This window comes from Streptomyces sp. NPDC026515 (genome assembly GCF_055567595.1).
The window spans coordinates 154456-174539 of the sequence record NZ_JBVHQD010000011.1 but is presented as its reverse complement, the minus strand read 5'-3'; the positions used below and the strand labels follow the sequence as shown (position 1 = coordinate 174539).

Genomic DNA, 20084 nt, shown 5'->3' with positions numbered 1-20084 from the left:
GGCCGGACGGTGATTTGGTGAGGCGGGTTGGATCCGGGCTGTCAGTGGAGCAGACTGCCTTGCAGTTCGGCACGCAGGTCGGGCGTGAGCACCGCGCCCGCGCGGTCGACCAGGAGCGCCATCTCGTAGCCGACGAGGCCGATGTCGCACTCGGGGTGGGCCAGGACCGCGAGGGACGACCCGTCCGAGACGGACATCAGGAACAGAAAACCGCGTTCCATCTCCACGACCGTCTGCGCCACGTCGCCGCCCTCGAAGATCCGGGACGCCCCGGCCGTCAACGAGGTGAGCCCGGACGCGACGGCCGCCAGCTGGTCGGCTCGGTCGCGGGGGAAACCTTCGGACATCGCCAGAAGGAGACCGTCGGCGGACACGACGACGGTGTGGGACACACCTGGGGTGTTGTCCACGAAGTTGGTGATCAACCAGTTCAGGTTCTGTGCCGCCTGGCTCATCGGACTCAACTAACGCTCCTGCTGGTGAGTGGGGCTCGGGAAGCTGCCGGTCTGCGGGCCGCCGGCCTGCCGACCCTGCGCGATACCCCGACGGAGATTGGTCAGCCGGCCGCGGACGTCGTCAGGCGCACGCGAGACCTGCGGACCGGTGTGGTGCTGTTGCTGCTGAGCCGTGCCCGGGACGAGGTTCGCCCTGGGCACCCGGCGCGGCAGACCGGAGGTGGTGACACCGCCCGCCGCCGGCTGCCGTACACGCTCCGCCTGCCGAACGAGGTCGTCGTTCGGAGAGGTGCGCCAGGCTGCCTGGGCGGGACGCTGGGGGGCCGCGGCGGCCGGAGCCGGCGGCTGCTGGGCAGGAGCGGGCGGGATCGGCGCCGAGCCGTTCCCGTGGCCGCTGCTCTGCTGCGGGTACTGCTGCTGTTCCTGCTGGCCGCCGTGGAACCAGTTGGTCTCCAGCGTGTCGTACAGCGGGGTACGACCGTCACCGGGACCGCTGGCCGGCGGCAGCGCCTCGGGCTCCTGGCGGACCGGCGGGGCCGGCGGACGCTGTGCCGCGCCGAAGTCGGTACCGCGGCCGTTGGTCCCCGGACGCTCGAACTGGCCCGTGTTGTGGCGGCCGTTGCCCGGGTAGCCGTTCTGGTGGCCGGGCAGCGGGTGCTGGCCGGTCGAGCCGTTGTCGTAGCCCTGCGGTGCGCCGAACTGGCCGGTGGAACCGTTGTCGTAGCCCTGAGGAGCCGCGAACTGGCCGGTGTTCTGGGAACCGCCCTGCGGTCCGCCCTGGCCGCCGAAGACGTCGGAGCGGACGAACTGCCCCGAGTCCTGTGGGCCGTTGACGTTGGGCCGCGGGAAGGAGCCCGTGTCCTGCGGACCGGCCGTGCCGGGCCGTTGGAACGAGCCGGTGTCCTGCTGGCCGTTCATGCCCGGGCGGGGGAACGAGCCGGTGTCCTGCTGGCCGTTCATGCCCGGGCGGGGGAACGAGCCGGTGTCCTGCTGGCCGTTCATGCCCGGGCGGGAGTACGAGCCGGTGTTCTGCGAGCCGCTCGGCAGGTTGAAGTCCGGGCGCGGGAACTCGCCGGTGGACGACGGCCCCTGCGGGATCGCCGGCATCTGCGAGGTGGCGCCCAGGTCCTGCCGGTCGTCGATGCGGGGCATCGGCGCGGTCTGCGACGGGTCCTGCTCATCGTGGCCGCGCGGGGTGTCCAGCGAGGCACGGGAGAGCGGCGGCTGGGCGTTGTCGTCGCTCCAGCTGGGCCTGCCCTGCTGCGGGTTGCCGCCGGGCAGCTCGGCCCGCGGGCCACCGCGCGGCGGCAGCTGCGGCTGACGGCCCTGGTCGGAGGGGGAGCCGGAGCGCTGCGGCGGGACCGGACCCCGGTTGCCGAAGGCGTCCTGACCACCGAAGGCGTCCTGACCGCCGAAGGCGTCCTGACCGCCGAAGGAGCCTTGCTGGTTGCCGAACGCGTCCTGGTCGCCGAAGGAACCGCCGCCCGGCCGGCCCTGCGGGGGAGCCGCCGGACCCTGCTGGCCGCGGGCACCGCCCGGCGCACCGGGACGGCCGCCGCTCTGGCCCGCGCCGGGCAGCGCGGCCCGAGGACCCTGGCCCGCGCCGACCTGGCCGCGGGGAGCCGCACCGGCGCCGAGCAGTCCACCGGAGGGGCCGCCCGAACCGAGGGCACCACCGCGCGCACCGGCACCGCCGCCGCCGAGGGCCGCCGCGGGAGCGCCCGCGCCGAGCGAACCGCCCTGGCCGCCGCCCCGCCGGGCCGCGGCCGCACCGGCCGCGGCCTGCGCGGCGGCCGGACCGCCGGACTGCGCCGGAGCACCGGGCTTGCCGGGAGCGGGCTTCTTGCCGCCCTGCGCGACATCCACGGGGAGCATGACCAGCGCGGTCGTACCACCGGAGTCGGAGGGACGCAGCTGGATGCGGATGCCGTGCCGCTGGGACAGCCGGCCGACCACGAACAGACCCATGCGGCGGGAGACCGAGACGTCCACGGTGGGCGGCGAGGCGAGCCGCTCGTTGATCGCCGCGAGGTCCTCCGGGGAGAGACCGATACCGGTGTCGTGGATCTCGATCAGGACGCGGCCGTCGGGCAGCGCGTGACCGGTGACCTTGACCTTGGTCTGCGGCGAGGAGAACGAGGTGGCGTTCTCCAGCAGCTCTGCGAGCAGGTGCACGAGGTCGTTGACCACGCGGCCGGCCACTTCGGTGGTCGGCACGGCGGCCAGTTCGATGCGCTCGTACTGCTCCACCTCGGACGCGGCGGCGCGGAGCACGTCGACCAGCGGGACCGGGCGGGTCCAGCGGCGGCCGGGCTCCTCGCCCGCGAGGACCAGAAGGTTTTCACCGTTCCGGCGCATACGGGTCGCGAGGTGGTCGAGCTTGAAGAGGGAGGACAGCTGGTCCGGGTCGGCCTCGCGGGACTCCAGTTCGGAGATGAGCGAGAGCTGACGCTGGATGAGGCCCTGGGAGCGGCGCGAGAGGTTGGTGAACATCGCGTTGACGTTGCCCCGCAGGAGGGCCTGCTCGGCGGCGAGGCGGACGGCCTCGCGGTGCACGTCGTCGAAGGCCGCGGCCACCTGGCCGATCTCGTCCCGGGAGTGCACACCGACCGACTCCACGGACGTGTCGACGTCCTGCGGGTCGGACTCGGAGAGCTGCTTGACCAGCTCGGGCAGCCGGTCCTGGGCGACCTTGGTGGCGGTCTCCTGGAGGCGGCGCAGCGAGCGGATCATGGAGCGGGCCACGATGAAGGCGCCGACCAGCGACACACCGAGGACGAGCAGGATCAGCGCACCGGAGACGATCGCTTCCTGCTCGGAGGAGGAGCGCAGCTCGCGGGCCTTCTGCTCCATGTCCTCGAGCAGCGTGTGCTCGATCTTCTTCATCTGCTCGATCTTGGTCGAGCTGTCGTCCACCCAGTCGCGGTAGGACCGCTTGGCCAGCTCGTTCAGACCGTTCTGGGCACCCAGCGCACGCTTGGAGTAGGTGTTGGCGGCCTCGATCGTCGGGTTGTTCTCGTCGACCGGCTTGAGCAGCTCGGCGGCGTTGCCCGCGTAGATCTTCCGGAAGATCGTCAGTTCGGAGGTCTCGCTCTCCTGGGCCGACTCGCCGTAGAGGCGGTCGTTCTCGGAGAGGTCGCCGGTGCTCGAGTCGTTCGCGGGCAGGGCCGCGGCGATGACCGCTCGCTGCACCGACGCGTACTCCTTGGCGGTGGAGAACGCCGCCAGGGCGCGGGTGCGCTGGATCATCTCCGGGTTGCTGGAGGCCTGCGCCATGTCCTGCGAGAGGTCGATCAGCTGCGTGATCAGCCGGTGGTAGGCCTCGACCGTCTGGGTCGAGTTCTCCTTCTGCTGGTACGCGTCCTTGCGGATCTTCGCCAGGTCGTCCAGCTGGCCGGCCAGACCGACGAGGCTGTCCCGGACGCCCTGGAGCTGACCGTTCTTGCTCGCGGTGTCGATGGCCTCGGAGGCGTTGAGGAAGTTCTCGCGGGCGCGGTCGGTCTGGGCCTCAAGGCCCTTGACCGCGATGTTGTCGACCGACGTGCCGTGCGCCAGCGGGCCGGCCGTCTCGTCGCGCTCCGCCTGGAGCTGGGAGGCCAGCTCGGTGGCCTGCTTGGTCATGGCGGTCAGCAGCTTGATGTTGTCGAGCTGCTGAATGCTGTCGAGTGACTGGTTGATGCGGACCGCGCCCAGCGAGGTCGCCGCCACCACGGGGAGCGCGAGCAGCGACACCAGGCGCGTGGAGATGCGCCAGTTGCGCAGTGCTATGCGCGAGCCGGGGCCGGACGGGCCCGCGGGCTTGGTCGTGGGCGCCGGTGCGGCGGTCGGCTGGGGGCCCGAAGATCCCGAAGCCGTCGAAGACGCCGACACGGCAGGGCGCCCGGAGCGCTCGCCGCCGTCGCCACCGCCGGCCGGGGCCGGGTTCTGGGCGTGCTGGGGCGAGGAACCGCGGTCGGTCCCGCCGTGCGCCTCAGGCTCCGCCGAAGCGCTGCCATCCCTCTTGAAACGTCCCTGCACTAGCGTCGCAACCTCTGGACCAGGCGCCCCTCCGCTGAACGGAGAGACACGGTGTCGGCGTTGATAGAGGGGAGCGCCCTGAATGCGCGCCCCCTGTTGGTCGTGAGTGTGACCGGCGCTGGCTCCCCCTGTCTCGCCGCCACCCGGCGCTGCGTTGCGCCCCTGCGCGCCGGCTGGATCCCGCGGCGGTCCGTGGAATTCCAGCACAGTGCCGGATCTCCAACAAGGGCCGTGGACCGAGCTGTGACCTCCGTGACAGCGCGTGAGTGACACGTTACGAGACGTCGAAGTCGATCGCGTACATAACGGGCGTATCCCTGCCAGTCGCAGGCGCCTCACTCGTGTCCCAGTCGCCATGATCAGGAGCGGAATGACAGGTTCGGCGCGGCAATGTCCGTTTCGTTGCGGTGAGTTGTCGGCCGGGAATGCCCGGTTTGAGCTCGACTTCGTGAGCAAACTCACACGCGGATCACGGCTACTCGGCGGCTTCCGCCGGGAATTCGATGTTTAGCCTGGCGCTTTACAAGAGGGAAGTTTCTGCCAACCGACACATGACGGGGTCCACGACAACCGTGAAGACGACGATGATGTTCCGCAACATAGCCAACCCCCGGCGCACCACCCTCGCCCACCTCAAGGACGCCGAGGAACTGCAGACCCCGGAATTCCCCGAGCACTCCCTCGAACTCCCCGCCCAGACGGCCAACCCGCGGCGCACCGTCCTCATGGACGTCCCGGTCACGGCCTCGGCCGCCGAGTAGCCGCCGGTACGGGCACGGCCGCCGATCGCCCGCCCGCCGGGTCACCGGGCTGGCTTCACGGCGGCCACCCCCTACCGCGCTAGCCTGGAGTGTCAGACTCCAGCCGGCTCAGTGAGGGGCGCAAGGATCCCGTGCGCATCGCCAGGTTCTCCATCGACGGGAACGTCGCCTTCGGCGCCGTCGAGGGCGACAAGCAGGACGAACTCGTCCTCGACATCATCAAGGGCATTCCGTTCACGGACTTCGAGCTCTCCGGCACGAAGGTCCCGCTGAACAAGGTGCGGCTGCTCCCGCCGGTGCTCCCCAACAAGGTCGTCGCGTTCGGCCGTAACTACCCGGAGCACGCCAGGGAACTGGGCAACGAGGTCCCGGACGCCCCGTTCGCGTTCTTCAAGCCGTCCACCTCGGTGATCGGCTCCGGCGACGAGATCCAGTACCCCTCGTTCTCCCAGGACCTCCACCACGAGGCGGAACTGGCCGTGGTCATCGGCCGTCTGTGCCGCGAGGTCCCGCGCGAGCGCGTCCAGGACGTCATCTTCGGCTACACCTGCGCCAACGACGTCACCGCCCGCGACATCCAGCGGCGGGAGAAGCAGTGGGCCCGGGCCAAGGGCTTCGACACCGCCTGCCCGCTCGGCCCCTGGGTGGAGACGGACCTGGACCTCGCCACCGCGTCCGACCTGACGATCCAGCTCACCGTCGACGGCGAACAGCGCCAGCTCGGCCGTACGAGCGAGATGATCCACTCCATCGCGGACCTGATCGTCAACATCACCGAGGCCATGACGCTGCTCCCCGGCGACGTGATCCTCACCGGCACCCCGGCAGGGGTCGGCCCCCTCAACGTCGGCGACGAGGTCGCCGTCACCATCGAAGGCATCGGCACTCTCACCAACAAGGTTGTCAAGCGTGGCTAGCGCACCCGGCTCCCCCGTACGCGTCCGTTTCTGCCCCTCGCCCACCGGTAACCCCCACGTGGGCCTGGTCCGCACCGCCCTGTTCAACTGGGCGTTCGCCCGGCACCACCAGGGCACGCTGGTCTTCCGCATCGAGGACACCGACGCGGCCCGCGACTCCGAGGAGTCCTACGGCCAGCTGCTCGACGCGATGCGCTGGCTGGGCTTCGACTGGGACGAGGGCCCCGAGGTCGGCGGCCCGCACGCGCCGTACCGCCAGTCCCAGCGCATGGACATCTACGCCGACGTCGCCCGTAAGCTGCTCGACGCCGGCCACGCCTACCACTGCTACTGCTCCCAGGAGGAGCTGGACACCCGCCGTGAGGCCGCCCGCGCGGCCGGCAGGCCGTCCGGCTACGACGGCCACTGCCGCGACCTGACCGCCGACCAGGTGATGGAGTACAAGGCGCAGGGCCGCACCCCGATCGTCCGCTTCCGGATGCCCGACGAGACGATCACCTTCACGGACCTGGTCCGCGGCGAGCTGACCTTCACCGCGGAGAACGTCCCGGACTACGGCATCGTCCGCGCGAACGGCGCCCCGCTGTACACGCTGGTCAACCCGGTCGACGACGCCCTGATGGAGATCACCCACGTCCTGCGCGGCGAGGACCTGCTCTCCTCCACCCCGCGCCAGATCGCCCTGTACAAGGCGCTCATCGAGCTCGGCATCGCCCAGCAGGTCCCGGCCTTCGGCCACCTCCCCTACGTCATGGGCGAGGGGAACAAGAAGCTCTCCAAGCGCGACCCGGAGTCCTCGCTCAACCTCTACCGCGAGCGCGGCTTCCTCCCCGAGGGCCTGCTGAACTACCTCTCGCTGCTCGGCTGGTCGTTCTCCGCCGACCAGGACATCTTCTCGATCGAGGAGATGGTGGCGGCCTTCGAGATCTCCGACGTGAACCCCAACCCGGCCCGCTTCGACCTCAAGAAGTGCGAGGCGATCAACGCCGACCACATCCGCATGCTGGACGTGAAGGACTTCACGGAACGCTGCGCCCCCTGGCTGAAGGCCCCGGTCGCCCCCTGGGCGCCGGAGGACTTCGACGAGGCTCAGTGGCAGGCGGTCGCCCCGCACGCCCAGACCCGCCTGAAGGTCCTGTCGGAGATCACCGACAACGTCGACTTCCTCTTCCTGCCCGAGCCGGTCCGCGACGAGGCGTCCTGGGCGAAGGCGATGAAGGAGGGCAGCGACGCCCTTCTGGCCACGGCCCGCGAGAAGCTGGAGTCGGCCGACTGGACCTCCGCGGAGTCCCTGAAGGAGGCCGTCCTGGCCGCCGGTGAGGCCCACGGCCTCAAGCTCGGCAAGGCCCAGGCGCCGGTCCGGGTGGCCGTCACCGGACGCACGGTCGGCCTGCCGCTCTTCGAGTCCCTGGAGATCCTGGGCAAGGAGAAGACGCTGGCGCGGATCGACGCGGCGCTGGCGAAGCTGACCGCGTAACACGCGGGCGCAGGTGAGGGGCGGCACCCGTGGACTTCGGGTGCCGCCCCTCAGGCGTCTGCGAAAGCCCGCTCTCACCGCCAAGTCCCGCCTTCTGCGCGGGCGTTGGACCTCTCCCGCGCACCTGAGGCGGGCGCGCGCCCGGCACCGGCCCGGTGCCGGGCCCGCGGTCCCGCCGCCGGCGGTCGCGGAGTACGGTCGGTGCCATGACGATCAGGGCCGTGGTCTGGGACGTGGACGACACTCTCTTCGACTACACGAGCGCCGACCGCGAGGGCATGCGGGCGCATCTGGAGGCGGAGGGACTGCTCGCGGGCCCGGAGGGGGCGGAAGCGGCACTGGTGCGGTGGCGGGAGATCACCGACGCGCAGTGGGCGCGGTTCTCGGCGGGCGAGGTCACCTTCGAGGGGCAGCGCCTGGACCGGGTACGGGTGTTCCTGGGCGAGGAGCTGACCGACGAGGAGGCCGACGGCTGGTTCCGCCGCTACCGGGCCCACTACGAGACGGCCTGGACGCTCTTCCCGGACGTCCTGCCCGCCCTGGACGCGCTCGCGGCCAGCCACCGACACGCCGTGCTCTCCAACTCCAGCCTTCACGTCCAGGACCACAAACTGCGCACGCTCGGGGTCCACGACCGCTTCGAGGCCATCCTCTGCGCCGCCGAACTGGGCGTCTCCAAGCCCGCGGCCGGAGCCTTCCTCGCCGCCTGCGAGGCGCTGGAACTGGCCCCGCACCAGGTCGCGTACGTCGGCGACCACCCGGAGATCGACGGACGCGGTGCCGCGGACGCCGGACTGCTGTCGGTCTGGCTCGACCGGCACGGGGCCGGGATAGCGCCGGCCGGCGGCCACCGGATCGGCTCCCTCGCCGAACTGCCCGCGATCCTCCGCGCCGATACCCGTTTTGGAGCCCCGTCCACCTTCAGGTAATGTTCTTCCTGCGCCGCCGGGGAGCGGGCCGAAAGGCCGGAACCGGAGACGCGAAACTAGAACAAGATCCCCGCAGGGGCTTGCGTTCCAGTGGCCTATGGTGTAATTGGCAGCACGACTGATTCTGGTTCAGTTAGTCTTGGTTCGAGTCCAGGTAGGCCAGCTCGCAGAGCTCATCTGCACGAGCGGATCAAATCCGCAAGCCCCCGTTGTGTAGCGGCCTAGCACGCTGCCCTCTCAAGGCAGTAGCGCCGGTTCGAATCCGGTCGGGGGTACGGTGATCGAAGGATCGCTAGGGCCCCCGTTGTGTAGCGGCCTAGCACGCCGCCCTCTCAAGGCGGTAGCGCCGGTTCGAATCCGGTCGGGGGTACGAACTGGTCTAAACCATCATTGGTCTATGGTGTAATTGGCAGCACGACTGATTCTGGTTCAGTTAGTCTTGGTTCGAGTCCAGGTAGACCAGCTCGGATCTGCGGAAACGTAAGATCCATGCCCCCGTTGTGTAGCGGCCTAGCACGCCGCCCTCTCAAGGCGGTAGCGCCGGTTCGAATCCGGTCGGGGGTACAGAAGGAAAGAGCGAGGCCCCTCACTTCGGTGAGGGGCCTTCGTCGTACCGCCGTATGCCGCCCGCCCGCTCACTCGAAACCGTAGCGGCGGGCCGTCTCCTCCTCCTGGGCCAGCCGGTGCAGTGCCTGGAGCATCGGCTCCACCAGGACCGCGCTGGCCACCGCGACCTCCACCTTCTCCTCCTCCGACTGGTGGGTCTCCAGGAAGTCCAGGTCGGCGACGGCTGCCTGGTGCATCAACTTGGCGTGCGACACGAGGAGTTCGGCGTCCCAGTCGTAACCGAGCCGGCGGAACGCGGCCACCGCGACCACCAGCCGGCGGTACGCGGGGGAGATGGTCGTCAGCTGTTTGGCGTTCTCCCAGCCGAGGACGTCCAGCAGGGCGTCGACCTCCTGGTGCGCGCTCCGCACGAACTCGTCATCCTCGTCCGGCTCGGGCACCTGCGGCAGCGCCCACAGTGCGGCGCCCACCCTGATCGTGCGGCCCAGCGAGTCGTCGTCGACGTGTCCGAGCACCTCGCGGACGGTGGCCACGGGGATCCGGCCGACCTGGATCATCGCCCGCACCAGCCGCAGGCGCCGCAGGTGCTCCTCGTCGTACTCGGCGGTGGTGGCGTTGACCTGGCGGCCCGGCGGCAACAGGCCTTCGCGCAGGTAGTACTTGATCGTCGCGGCGGACACGCCGCTGCGCTCGCTCAGCCGGGCAAGCCGCATGTCTTGCGCCCTTCTTCGGTCAGTGCCACTATCCAAGCATCGAAGAGAAGGATAGTGCTGCTATCCGATGAGGATCCGGGGGCGTCGTCATGTTCGCGAAACCGATTCCGGGCCGTACGACCGCGGCGCACGAGGGCGACGCGGTCGTTGTGCTGATCGGCATGCGGGTCAACCACTTCTGGGCGGTCCACCAGTGGCTGCCGGTCGGGCTGTCGATGTTCCGCATGCTGCGCGAGCTCGAACGGGACCCCGGCCGGGGCCTGCTGGGACGCATCCTGCTGACGGCCTCGCCACGCACGTACTACGTCGTCCAGTACTGGGAGTCCAAGGAGAAGCTGTACGCGTACGCGAGCTCGCCCGAACTGTTCCACCACAAGGTGTGGAGCATCGTGAACCGCAAGGAGCGCGCGGGGAAGCTGCGCGGGCACGTCGGGCTGTGGCACGAGGCGTACGTGGCGCCCGAGGGTGCGTACGAGTCGATCTACTTCGACATGCCTCGCTTCGGGCTGGGCGCGGCGAGCGGAGTCGTACCGGTGGAGAGACGGGGCCGGTACGCGAAGGACCGGTTCGCTCATCGCTCCGGGAGCTGAGCTGCCCAGCGCCCTCACGGGAGGCTTCACTCCCGTCGGGAAAGACCTGCCGCGGCGTTGAGGCCGGCCTCTCCCGGTGGAGGTGTCAGCCGGTTCGGCGCAGGGCTTCGGAGAGGCGGCCCGCCGCGTCGATGACCGCCTGGGCGTGCATCCGGCCGGGGTGCCGGGTCAGGCGCTCGATCGGCCCGGAGACGGAGACCGCCGCCACCACGCGGTTGGAGGGCCCCCGTACCGGCGCCGACACCGAAGCGACCCCCGGCTCGCGCTCGCCGATCGACTGGGCCCAGCCGCGGCGGCGGACACCCGACAGGGCCGTCGCCGTGAAACGGGCGCCCTGCAGGCCCCGGTGCAGCCGCTCCGGCTCCTCCCAGGCCATCAGGATCTGCGCCGAGGACCCCGCCTTCATCGTGAGCGTCGAGCCGACCGGGACCGTGTCCCGAAGGCCGGACAGGCGCTCCGCCGCGGCCACGCAGATCCGCATGTCCCCCTGGCGTCGATAGAGCTGCGCGCTCTCGCCGGTGATGTCCCGCAGGTGCGTGAGCACCGGGCCCGCCGTCGCGAGCAGGCGGTCCTCGCCGGCCGCCGCGGCCAGCTCCGCGAGTCGCGGCCCGAGAATGAAACGGCCCTGCATGTCGCGTGCCACCATGCGGTGGTGTTCCAGGGCCACGGCCAGCCGGTGGGCCGTGGGCCGTGCCAGTCCGGTGGCTCCGACCAGACCCGCGAGGGTGGCCGGACCGGACTCCAGAGCGCTCAGGACAAGGGCCGCCTTGTCCAGAACGCCGACGCCGCTACTGTTGTCCATGCAACGATACTCACGTCTCACTCTGTGAAACGCAAGTTCAATTTTCGGTGGAACGCGCCACCCTGGATGGACACAGTGGCCCGCGAACCAACGGGCCCGGCGGCGGAAGCCCGGAACCACGACTTCAGGGGCCCGGAGAACGGGCAGCCGCTACCTCAAGATCTCTAGTTGGGCCGGTGCACGTCTGCCGGCCGGAGGGAAAGCGATGGGTAGGACACTCGCGGAGAAGGTCTGGGACGACCATGTCGTCCGGCGCGCCGAGGGCGAGCCCGACCTCCTCTTCATCGATCTGCACCTGCTGCACGAGGTGACCAGCCCGCAGGCCTTCGACGGTCTGCGCCAGAACGGCCGCCAGGTGCGCCGCCTCGACCTCACCATCGCGACCGAGGATCACAACACCCCGACCCTCGACATCGACAAGCCCATCGCGGACCCCGTCTCCAGGGTCCAGCTGGAGACGCTGCGCAAGAACTGCGCCGAGTTCGGCGTCCGGCTGCACCCGCTGGGCGACGTCGAGCAGGGTGTCGTGCACGTCGTCGGCCCGCAGCTGGGTCTGACCCAGCCCGGTACGACCGTCGTGTGCGGTGACTCCCACACCTCCACGCACGGCGCCTTCGGCGCGCTCGCGTTCGGTATCGGCACCTCCCAGGTGGAGCACGTGCTGGCCACCCAGACGCTGCCGCTGGCCCGCCCGAAGACCATGGCCATCACGGTCGACGGCGAGCTGCCCGAGGGCGTCACCGCCAAGGACCTGATCCTGGCCATCATCGCCAAGATCGGTACCGGCGGCGGCCAGGGCTACATCCTGGAGTACCGCGGCTCCGCCATCGAGAAGCTCTCGATGGAGGCCCGCATGACCATCTGCAACATGTCGATCGAGGCCGGCGCCCGCGCGGGCATGATCGCCCCCGACGAGACCACCTTCGCGTACATCAAGGGCCGCGCCCACGCCCCCGAGGGCGCCGACTGGGACGCCGCGGTCGAGTACTGGAAGACCCTGCGGACGGACGAGGACGCGGTCTTCGACGCCGAGGTGCACATCGACGCCACCGCCCTCTCTCCGTTCGTCACCTGGGGTACCAACCCCGGCCAGGGCGCACCGCTTTCGGCGGACGTCCCCGACCCGGCTTCGTACGAAGACGCTTCGGAGCGCCTCGCCGCCGAAAAGGCCCTGGAGTACATGGGCTTGGAGGCCGGACAGGCGCTGCGGTCCATCAAGGTGGACACCGTCTTCGTAGGCTCCTGCACCAACGGGCGCATCGAGGACCTGCGCGCCGCGGCCGCGATCGTCGAGGGCCGCAAAGTCGCCGACGGCGTACGGATGCTGGTCGTCCCGGGCTCCGCGCGGGTCGGTCTGCAGGCCGTCTCCGAGGGTCTGGACGTCGTCTTCAAGGAGGCCGGCGCCGAATGGCGGCACGCGGGCTGTTCGATGTGCCTGGGCATGAACCCCGACCAGCTGGCGCCGGGTGAGCGCTCCGCGTCCACCTCCAACCGCAACTTCGAGGGCCGGCAGGGCAAGGGCGGCCGTACCCACCTGGTGTCGCCGCAGGTCGCGGCCGCCACGGCCGTCCTGGGCCACCTGGCCTCGCCCGCCGACCTGTCCGACGCCGACGTTCGTACGCCCGCTGGAGTCTGATCAGCCATGGAAGCATTCACCACACACACCGGCCGGGCCGTCCCGCTGCGCCGCTCCAACGTCGACACCGACCAGATCATCCCTGCTCACTGGCTCAAGAAGGTCACCAGGGACGGTTTCGAGGACGGGCTGTTCGAGGCCTGGCGGAAGGACCCCGAGTTCGTGCTCAACCGGCCCGAGCGGCAGGGGGCGACCGTCCTGGTGGCCGGCCCCGACTTCGGCACCGGCTCCTCGCGTGAGCACGCCGTCTGGGCGCTGCAGAACTACGGCTTCAAGGCCGTCATCTCGTCCCGCTTCGCGGATATCTTCCGGGGTAACTCGCTGAAGAACGGCCTGCTCACGGTCGTGCTGGAGCAGAAGACCGTGGACGCGCTCCAGGCGCTCACCGAGAGCGACCCGCAGACCGAGATCACCGTCGACCTCCAGGCCCGTGAGGCGCGCGCCGAGGGCATCACCGCCTCCTTCGAGCTGGACGAGAACTCCCGCTGGCGGCTGCTGAACGGGCTGGACGACATCTCCATCACCCTCCAGAACGAGGCCGACATCGCCGCGTACGAGACCAAGCGGCCGTCGTACAAGCCGAGGACGCTGCAGAGCTGATCGGGAGCCCGCTTCCGGCCTGATCGACCACATCTGAATACGGCTGGTTTCAGCCACCGCCACGCTCCGCCTGTACCCCCGATCGCCACGATTGGGGGTACAGCCATGTCTGCACCCGAACGGACGCTCGCGTTGTCGCAGGTCTTGCCAACTTCCCACGTTAGGACGGATGTTGTGGGGGTAGGTGAGTGCTGTATCCGTGGCTTCCGCAAGTGCCCGGAAGGCCATTTGAGGCGGCAGTTGCCCCCTGCGCAGGCGACAACTCGCCCCAGATGGCACAATCTGTGCATGGAACACGACGGCCAACTCCAGCTCTATGCGGCGGTCGCGGACCAACTGAAGGAAGCGCACACAACAGTGCGCGCACTGCAAGTCCCGGAGGGCGTACGGATGGCGCTGACCCGGAAGCTGCTGGTCATTACGGCCGCGGCCAAGCACGACATCGCCGACGCGGCAAGACGGCTGGAACGGTTCAATGCGGACCTCGACGCGGGTCGATTCCCCGAAGAGAACGCTGACTGAACCGCCCTGGACGACCGAGTCCGTTGCGGCACAAGGGTGATAAGCCCGTTTCGTGTTTGATTTGCGGTATATATCTGCCTAACGTGCGAAAAAGCTTGAACACTTTCGTTCTGGCGATGTCTCCGAAGGGGAAGACGTGAACAAGGCGCAGCTCGTAGAAGCGATTGCCGACAAGATGGGCGGCCGCCAGCAGGCGGCCGAGGCTGTCGACGCGGTTCTGGACGCCGTCGTCCGTGCGGTGGTCGCGGGTGACCGGGTCTCGGTCACGGGCTTCGGGTCCTTCGAGAAGGTGGACCGCCCGGCGCGTTACGCCCGCAACCCCCAGACGGGCGAGCGGGTTCGGGTCAAGAAGACCTCCGTGCCGCGCTTCCGCGCCGGTCAGGGCTTCAAGGACCTGGTGAGCGGCTCGAAGAAGCTCCCGCGTGGCGGCGAGGTCGCGGTCAAGAAGGCGCCCAAGGGCAGCCTGACCGGCGGCGCTTCGGCGACGGTCAAGAAGGCGGCGGCGAAGAAGAGCACCGCCAAGAAGGTGACCGCGAAGAAGGTCACCGCGAAGAAGACGACGGCCAAGAAGACGACGGCTGCCGCCAAGAAGACCACGGCGAAGGCGACCGCGAAGAAGGCCACGGCCACGGCCAAGAAGACGACCGCGAAGAAGGCGCCGGCCAAGAAGGTCACCGCGAAGAAGGCGCCGGCCAAGAAGTCGACGGCACGGAAGGCCACCGCCAAGAAGACGGTTGCGCGCTAGGCACCGGCGTCCCGGGGATACTCACGCGACGGGCCGGACTCCTGGGGGAGTCCGGCCCGCGGTGTGTCCGGCACGGGTCGCGCTCCCGGGTGCGGCCTGACGGGGGCCGGTAGCGCAGTTCCCCTCCCGGCCTTCGGCCCCGGAGGACTCGCGTCGCCCCTGGTCTCCCGCCTCAGAGTGTCTGCAACGTCACCAAGGTGATCCGGAGGCCGGCTCCGGCCCCCTCGGTTTCGATCCGCACGCGCTGACCGGGACGGAGCAGTCGCAGCCCGCCCGCCTCGAACGCGACACCGTCGAAGGGCACCGCGGTCCCGTCGTCCAGGAGCACCTGGCCGCTGCGGCTCTCGGGGTCGTACGTGTATGCGGTCGCCTGCATGACGGCAGCCTACTGGTCCGGGATCAGCAGGCGCGCCGCCACCGCCGCCGTGCGCGGGCCCACGCCCAGGGCCAGGGCCGTGCGCAGGTCGGCGCCCGTGTCCACGTCCTGGCGCACCGACTCCACCCCGGCCGGCCGCAGTTCCACGGCGCCCGAGGCGGTGTGGCGGGCGCGGGAATCCGGGCCGAATGCGGGTGCCAATTCATTGCCGGGGGCCGCGGCCAGCAGGGTGGTGCCGATAGCCGCCGCGTCCGGGAGAAAAGCGCGCGGGAATTCCGCGGCGGCGTCGAGCACCCGGGACAATTCCAGCGGACGCAACGCCGGCAGGTCGGCGTTCAGGGCGGCCACCGGGCTTTCCGGACGCGACGCGCGTACGACCGCCGCGCCGTGCCGCAGAGCGGCGTTCAGGCCGCTTCCCGGCGTGTCCGGGACGATGTGCGCACCCAGCGCCGAGAGCTCGTGTCCGGCCAGCGTGTCGTCCGTGACGACCGCCACATCCTTCACGGCCTGACAGGCCAGCGCCGCGGCCACCGTGTCCTGGGCGAAGGCCAGCGCCAGTCCGGGACGCAGCCCGTCCGTCGCGGTGTCCGCGAGCCTGCTCTTGGCTCGCGCCAGGGGCTTGAGGGGTATCACCAAGGTCCACTGCACCGACGTACCGTCCCTCCCTTGTTGCCTCATTGTCACCCGGGCCCCGAGGCGGGCGCGGCGGCGAGGCGTACGGTGTTCCTCGACAGACCGGCGGTCCGGGGTGACACTTCTCCCGGCCCCCCGGTCCGGGAGAGGAAGTCCCGGGGACCGGGAAGAAGTCCTAGAGGAAGGTGTGCGCGTGCCCCGCCGGAGAATCGGCTTCTGGTACCGCTTCGCTGCAGTGCTCTGCAAACCGCCGCTGGTGGTCCTGATCAAGCGGGACTGGCGCGGAATGGAGAACATTCCGGCAGAGGGTGGATTTATCACCGCGGTGAACCACAATTCCCACATCGACCCCTTCGCCTACGCGCACTATCAGTACAACACCGGGCGTGTTCCACGATTCCTGGCGAAGAGCGGGCTTTTCAAGAAGGGATTCGTCGGCGCCGCCATGCGGGGCACCGGCCAGATCCCCGTCTACCGCGAGTCCACCGACGCCCTCAGCGCCTTCCGGGCCGCGATCGACGCCGTGGAGCGCGGCGAGTGCGTCGCTTTCTACCCCGAGGGAACGATCACCCGCGACCCGGACCAGTGGCCGATGGCCGCCAAGACCGGCGCCGCCAGGGTCGCCCTGCAGACCAAGTGCCCGGTGATCCCGGTCGCCCAGTGGGGTGCCAACGAACTGCTGCCGCCGTACGCGAAGAAGCCCAGCCTGCTGCCCCGCAAGACACACCATGTCCTCGCGGGCCCGCCGGTCGATCTCAGCCGCTTCTACGACAAGGAGATGACCCAGGACGTCCTCAGGGAGGCGACCGAGGTCATCATGGCGGCGATCACGCGCCAGCTGGAGGAGATCCGCGGCGAGAAGGCTCCCGAGACCCCCTACGATCCACGCCAGGTGCGGATCGAGCAGCGGCGCCGGACGCGTGCGCAGAGCGGTCTGGAAGAGGAGAGCGGCAAGTGAGCATGCCTGCCAAGGCGGCGGTCTTCAGCGCGGGTTCATGGGGTACGGCCTTCGGGATGGTGCTCGCCGACGCCGGGTGCCAGGTCACCCTGTGGGCGCGGCGGGCGGAGGTGGCCGAGGCCATCAACTCCGGCCGCACCAACCCCGACTACCTGCCCGGCGTGGAACTCCCCGAGAACCTGCGGGCCACGACCGACCCCGCCGAGGCCGCGAAGGGCGCCGACTTCACCGTCCTGTCGGTGCCCTCGCAGAGCATGCGCGCCAACCTCGCCGACTGGGCGCCGCTGCTCGCGCGCGGCACCACGCTGGTGTCCCTGATGAAGGGCATCGAACTCGGCACCACCATGCGGATGAGCCAGGTCATCGCGGACGTCGCCAAGGTCGGCCAGGACCGTATCGCCGTGGTCACCGGCCCCAACCTGGCCCGTGAGATCGCGGCCCGGATGCCGGCCGCCGCCGTGGTCGCCTGCACCGACGGGGCGGTCGCCGAGCGCCTCCAGGCCGCCTGTCACACCCCCTACTTCCGGCCGTACACCAACACCGACGTCATCGGCTGCGAACTCGGCGGCGCGGTCAAGAACGTCATCGGGCTCGCGGTCGGCATCGCCGACGGCATGGGGCTCGGTGACAACGCCAAGGGCTCGCTCATCACCCGCGGCCTCGCCGAGACCACCCGACTCGGTGTCGCGCTCGGCGCCGACCCGCTGACCTTCTCCGGCCTCGCCGGCCTCGGCGACCTGGTGGCGACCTGTTCCTCGCCGCTGTCCCGCAACCACACCTTCGGCACCAACCTCGGCAAGGGCATGACCCTGGAGGAGACCATCGCGGTTACCCGGCAGACCGCCGAGGGCGTCAAGTCCTGCGAGTCCGTGGCGGATCTCGCCCGCCGGCACGGCGTGGAGATGCCGATCACCGAGACGGTGGTCGACATCGTGCACGAGGGCAAGCCGCCGGTGGTCGCCCTCAAGGAGCTGATGTCGCGCAGCGCGAAGCCCGAGCGACGCTGAGCGAACGCACCCGGCGGACGCTGTATCGGGGCCCTACCACCGGGTACTCTCATCGCGATATGAGCATCGAGAACCTCTCCCAAAGCCCTGAGCAGCCCGCTCGCAAGCCCCGTGTGGCCGTCGTGTTCGGCGGCCGCAGCTCCGAGCACGGGATCTCCATGGTCACCGCCGGAGCCGTGCTGAGCGCCATCGACCGGACGAAGTACGACGTCCTGCCGATCGGCATCACGCGGGAAGGCCGCTGGGTGCTCACGGCCGACGAACCCGAACGCATGGCGATCAGCGACCGCCGTACGCCCGAGGTCGGCGACCTCGCCGAGTCCACCGAGGGCGGCGTGCTGCTCCCCGTCGACCCGGCCAACCGCGAGGTCGTCTACAGCGAGCCGGGCTCCGTGCCCAAGGCGCTCGGCGAGGTCGACGTCGTCTTCCCGATGCTGCACGGACCCTACGGCGAGGACGGCACCCTGCAGGGCCTCCTGGAGCTCTCCGGCGTCCCCTACGTCGGCTCCGGCGTGCTCGCCTCGGCCGTCGGGCAGGACAAGGAGTACATGAAGCGGGTGTTCACCTCGTTCGGGCTGAAGGTCGGCCCGTACCTGGTGATCCGTCCCCGCGAGTGGAAGCAGGACGAGTCCGCCGCCCGCCGCGGGATCGTGGACTTCGCGGGCGAGCACGGCTGGCCGCTGTTCGTGAAGCCCGCGCGGGCCGGGTCGTCGATCGGCATCACCAAGGTCGACGACCTCTCCGGTCTGGACGAGGCGATCGCCACCGCACAGGTCCACGACCCGAAGATCCTGGTCGAGGCGGCGCTGCGCGGCCGTGAGTTGGAGGTCGGCGTCCTGGAGTTCGAGGACGGCCCGCGCGCCTCGGTGCCGGCCGAGATCCCGCCGGCCGACACGCACGCGTACTACGACTTCGAGGCCAAGTACATCGACTCGACCCCCGGCATCGTCCCGGCCCCGCTGACCGAGGCGGAGACCGCCGAGATCCAGGCGCTCGCGGTGGACGCCTTCGAGGCCGCGTCCTGCGAGGGGCTGGTCCGCGCGGACTTCTTCCTCACCGAGGACGGCGATTTCGTGATCAACGAGATCAACACGATGCCCGGCTTCACCCCGATCTCGATGTACCCCCAGATGTGGCAGGCGACCGGCGTCAGCTACCCGGACCTGATCGACCGCCTGATCCAGGCGGCGCTGAACCGCTCGACGGGCCTGCGCTGACACGCCCCCTCAGCCGATGGCCGGGGAGGAGCAACCGCGCGACACGCCACGACGAACCAGCACACGACGCCGGTGAGCGGGGTCTGGCGCGACCCACCGCAGGGCGGCGGGCGGCAGCGTGGTGGGGGCGCCTCCCGGCGGCCCGAAGGCTGGGGACGTGGACGACCGGCGACAACGACGCCCCTGGGGGTCCCCCTGCGGGGGAGGGCCGGCGGACTCCGCGTCCGGCCTGATCCGCCGGACCGGCCTCAGTCGGCGATGCCCTCCGGGACCGCCTTCTTGATGGCCGGCGCCAGGTTCACCAATGGCGCCATACCGTCCCCGGTCCGCCCCGCGGGGATCGTCACCTCGACATAGGCCTTCCGCAGCGTCGTCGTGAAGCGAAACGATTTGTCGGCCTCCTGCTCGAGCAGCCAGCCGACCCCGTCGACCTCGACCCCGTCGGCTTCGGGGTCGGTCATCTTCGCAGGCCGCTCGACACCGCAGCGCAGTATGATCGCGGGGTTCCCCCAGCCCGCCGTCAGCGCGGAGGCGGGCTCGGGGTCACGCCGGGCGAGCTTGTCCACCTTCTCCGGCAACCCCTCGTCGAGGTTCCGGCACAGCTCGGCAACCGCCGCACCCGGACGGGGAACCGCCGCCGACGGGCGGTCGACTGCTGAAGAGCAGCCCGCCGCCGCGATCATCAGCACGACGAGCGCGGGCAGACCGAATGGCCGGTGACGGAAGAAGTTCACCGGCCAAGCGTAGACGGGGGTTACAGATGGACGACCGGGCAGGTCAGGGTACGCGTGATGCCCTCCACTTGCTGGACTCTCGCGACCACGAGCCGGCCGAGTTCGTCGACCGTCTCCGCCTGCGCGCGCACGATGACGTCATACGGTCCTGTCACATCCTCGGCCTGGATGACACCAGGGATCTTGCTGATGATCTCGGCGACGGTCGACGCTTTGCCGACCTCCGTCTGGATCAGGATGTACGCCTGTACCACGGAACCTCCAGGGCGGCCACGAGGATCATGTGGGGAAAAGGAACGCCACGGTATCGCGTCGCCGCTCACCGCGGGGAGACCTGCGCGGACAGGGGCTTGCGCGCCAGGGTGCAGGCAGGACAGAAGTTGACGGTCACCTCGACCGTATCCAGGACGACGATGACGCGCGAGCGG

At 70.1% G+C, this 20084-nt stretch carries 20 protein-coding genes and 5 tRNA genes; 17 read left to right on the top strand and 8 right to left on the bottom strand.

Annotated features, from left to right (window positions below; all coding sequences use genetic code 11):
* Positions 1-41 precede the first annotated feature (41 nt).
* Both ACZ4O3_RS24250 and ACZ4O3_RS24245 read right to left on the bottom strand, forming a co-directional pair.
* Complete coding sequence (locus tag ACZ4O3_RS24250; RefSeq protein WP_005479910.1) at positions 42-455, bottom strand: roadblock/LC7 domain-containing protein; 414 nt, start codon at positions 453-455, stop codon at positions 42-44.
* Between the two features lie 9 nt (positions 456-464).
* On the bottom strand, positions 465-4472 hold the full coding sequence (locus ACZ4O3_RS24245) for a nitrate- and nitrite sensing domain-containing protein (RefSeq protein ID WP_467724186.1): 4008 nt from the start codon (positions 4470-4472) through the stop codon (positions 465-467).
* 572 nt (positions 4473-5044) lie between these two features.
* On the opposite strand from ACZ4O3_RS24245, the gene ACZ4O3_RS24240 reads away from it, so the two are divergent.
* The 9 genes from ACZ4O3_RS24240 (at position 5045) to ACZ4O3_RS24200 (ending at position 9120) form a co-directional block, all read left to right on the top strand.
* Complete coding sequence (locus ACZ4O3_RS24240; protein ID WP_362717338.1) at positions 5045-5233, top strand: hypothetical protein; 189 nt, start codon at positions 5045-5047, stop codon at positions 5231-5233.
* Between the two features lie 131 nt (positions 5234-5364).
* Positions 5365-6150: a fumarylacetoacetate hydrolase family protein gene (locus tag ACZ4O3_RS24235; protein ID WP_362717332.1), complete on the top strand. Its 786-nt coding sequence runs from the start codon at positions 5365-5367 to the stop codon at positions 6148-6150.
* The gene (gene gltX / locus ACZ4O3_RS24230; RefSeq protein ID WP_362717329.1) at positions 6143-7627 is read left to right on the top strand and encodes a glutamate--tRNA ligase; all 1485 of its coding nucleotides are present in this window, start codon (positions 6143-6145) and stop codon (positions 7625-7627) included. Before ACZ4O3_RS24235 ends, gltX begins: the two co-directional genes overlap by 8 nt.
* A gap of 206 nt (positions 7628-7833) precedes the next feature.
* Complete coding sequence (locus ACZ4O3_RS24225) at positions 7834-8556, top strand: HAD family hydrolase (RefSeq protein ID WP_362717327.1); 723 nt, start codon at positions 7834-7836, stop codon at positions 8554-8556.
* 91 nt (positions 8557-8647) lie between these two features.
* Positions 8648-8719 (top strand) — tRNA-Gln (locus ACZ4O3_RS24220).
* Positions 8720-8758: 39 nt separating this feature from the next.
* Positions 8759-8831: transfer RNA gene (locus ACZ4O3_RS24215), tRNA-Glu, on the top strand.
* A 22-nt stretch (positions 8832-8853) separates the two neighbouring features.
* Positions 8854-8926 (top strand) — tRNA-Glu (locus ACZ4O3_RS24210).
* A 21-nt stretch (positions 8927-8947) separates the two neighbouring features.
* Positions 8948-9019 (top strand) — tRNA-Gln (locus tag ACZ4O3_RS24205).
* A gap of 28 nt (positions 9020-9047) precedes the next feature.
* Positions 9048-9120 (top strand) — tRNA-Glu (locus ACZ4O3_RS24200).
* Positions 9121-9191: 71 nt separating this feature from the next.
* On the opposite strand, the gene ACZ4O3_RS24195 is transcribed toward ACZ4O3_RS24200, so the two are convergent.
* Complete coding sequence (locus tag ACZ4O3_RS24195; RefSeq protein WP_467724185.1) at positions 9192-9836, bottom strand: MerR family transcriptional regulator; 645 nt, start codon at positions 9834-9836, stop codon at positions 9192-9194.
* Between the two features lie 89 nt (positions 9837-9925).
* Between ACZ4O3_RS24195 and ACZ4O3_RS24190 the strand changes: the two genes are divergently transcribed.
* On the top strand, positions 9926-10426 hold the full coding sequence (locus ACZ4O3_RS24190; RefSeq protein WP_362717321.1) for a DUF4188 domain-containing protein: 501 nt from the start codon (positions 9926-9928) through the stop codon (positions 10424-10426).
* A gap of 85 nt (positions 10427-10511) precedes the next feature.
* Here the strand turns inward: ACZ4O3_RS24190 and ndgR are convergent, their stop codons facing one another.
* Positions 10512-11228, bottom strand: a complete 717-nt coding sequence (gene ndgR, locus ACZ4O3_RS24185; RefSeq protein WP_003993203.1) for an IclR family transcriptional regulator NdgR — start codon at positions 11226-11228, stop codon at positions 10512-10514.
* Positions 11229-11433: 205 nt separating this feature from the next.
* Here ndgR and leuC point away from each other — a divergent pair, with 205 nt between their 5' ends.
* From leuC to ACZ4O3_RS24165, 4 genes are all read left to right on the top strand, one after another.
* A complete protein-coding gene (leuC, locus tag ACZ4O3_RS24180; RefSeq protein WP_362717317.1) occupies positions 11434-12864 on the top strand; it encodes a 3-isopropylmalate dehydratase large subunit in 1431 nt (476 codons plus the stop codon).
* A gap of 6 nt (positions 12865-12870) precedes the next feature.
* Positions 12871-13464 (top strand): 3-isopropylmalate dehydratase small subunit, encoded by a 594-nt coding sequence (gene leuD, locus ACZ4O3_RS24175; RefSeq protein WP_467724184.1) that lies wholly within the window; start codon positions 12871-12873, stop codon positions 13462-13464.
* A gap of 288 nt (positions 13465-13752) precedes the next feature.
* Complete coding sequence (locus ACZ4O3_RS24170; protein WP_362717313.1) at positions 13753-13986, top strand: SCO5555 family protein; 234 nt, start codon at positions 13753-13755, stop codon at positions 13984-13986.
* A 136-nt stretch (positions 13987-14122) separates the two neighbouring features.
* Entirely contained in the window at positions 14123-14731 is a 609-nt protein-coding gene (locus ACZ4O3_RS24165; RefSeq protein ID WP_362717310.1) for an HU family DNA-binding protein, read from the top strand.
* A 172-nt stretch (positions 14732-14903) separates the two neighbouring features.
* Here the strand turns inward: ACZ4O3_RS24165 and ACZ4O3_RS24160 are convergent, their stop codons facing one another.
* The gene (locus ACZ4O3_RS24160; RefSeq protein ID WP_362717307.1) at positions 14904-15107 is read right to left on the bottom strand and encodes a hypothetical protein; all 204 of its coding nucleotides are present in this window, start codon (positions 15105-15107) and stop codon (positions 14904-14906) included.
* A gap of 9 nt (positions 15108-15116) precedes the next feature.
* The gene (gene cofC / locus ACZ4O3_RS24155) at positions 15117-15755 is read right to left on the bottom strand and encodes a 2-phospho-L-lactate guanylyltransferase (RefSeq protein WP_467724182.1); all 639 of its coding nucleotides are present in this window, start codon (positions 15753-15755) and stop codon (positions 15117-15119) included.
* Positions 15756-15933: 178 nt separating this feature from the next.
* Between cofC and ACZ4O3_RS24150 the strand changes: the two genes are divergently transcribed.
* Genes ACZ4O3_RS24150 through ACZ4O3_RS24140 form a run of 3 tightly spaced genes read left to right on the top strand, consistent with a single transcriptional unit; the run spans position 15934 to position 18922 of the window.
* Positions 15934-16698: a lysophospholipid acyltransferase family protein gene (locus ACZ4O3_RS24150; RefSeq protein ID WP_362721601.1), complete on the top strand. Its 765-nt coding sequence runs from the start codon at positions 15934-15936 to the stop codon at positions 16696-16698.
* Positions 16695-17705 (top strand): NAD(P)H-dependent glycerol-3-phosphate dehydrogenase, encoded by a 1011-nt coding sequence (locus tag ACZ4O3_RS24145; RefSeq protein WP_362721598.1) that lies wholly within the window; start codon positions 16695-16697, stop codon positions 17703-17705. Before ACZ4O3_RS24150 ends, ACZ4O3_RS24145 begins: the two co-directional genes overlap by 4 nt.
* Positions 17706-17764: 59 nt before the next feature.
* The gene (locus ACZ4O3_RS24140; protein WP_362721595.1) at positions 17765-18922 is read left to right on the top strand and encodes a D-alanine--D-alanine ligase family protein; all 1158 of its coding nucleotides are present in this window, start codon (positions 17765-17767) and stop codon (positions 18920-18922) included.
* A 248-nt stretch (positions 18923-19170) separates the two neighbouring features.
* Here the strand turns inward: ACZ4O3_RS24140 and ACZ4O3_RS24135 are convergent, their stop codons facing one another.
* Positions 19171-19656 (bottom strand): DUF3515 domain-containing protein, encoded by a 486-nt coding sequence (locus ACZ4O3_RS24135; RefSeq protein WP_467724179.1) that lies wholly within the window; start codon positions 19654-19656, stop codon positions 19171-19173.
* Positions 19657-19676: 20 nt separating this feature from the next.
* Complete coding sequence (locus tag ACZ4O3_RS24130; protein ID WP_352219363.1) at positions 19677-19910, bottom strand: Lrp/AsnC family transcriptional regulator; 234 nt, start codon at positions 19908-19910, stop codon at positions 19677-19679.
* Positions 19911-20084: the final 174 nt, after the last annotated feature.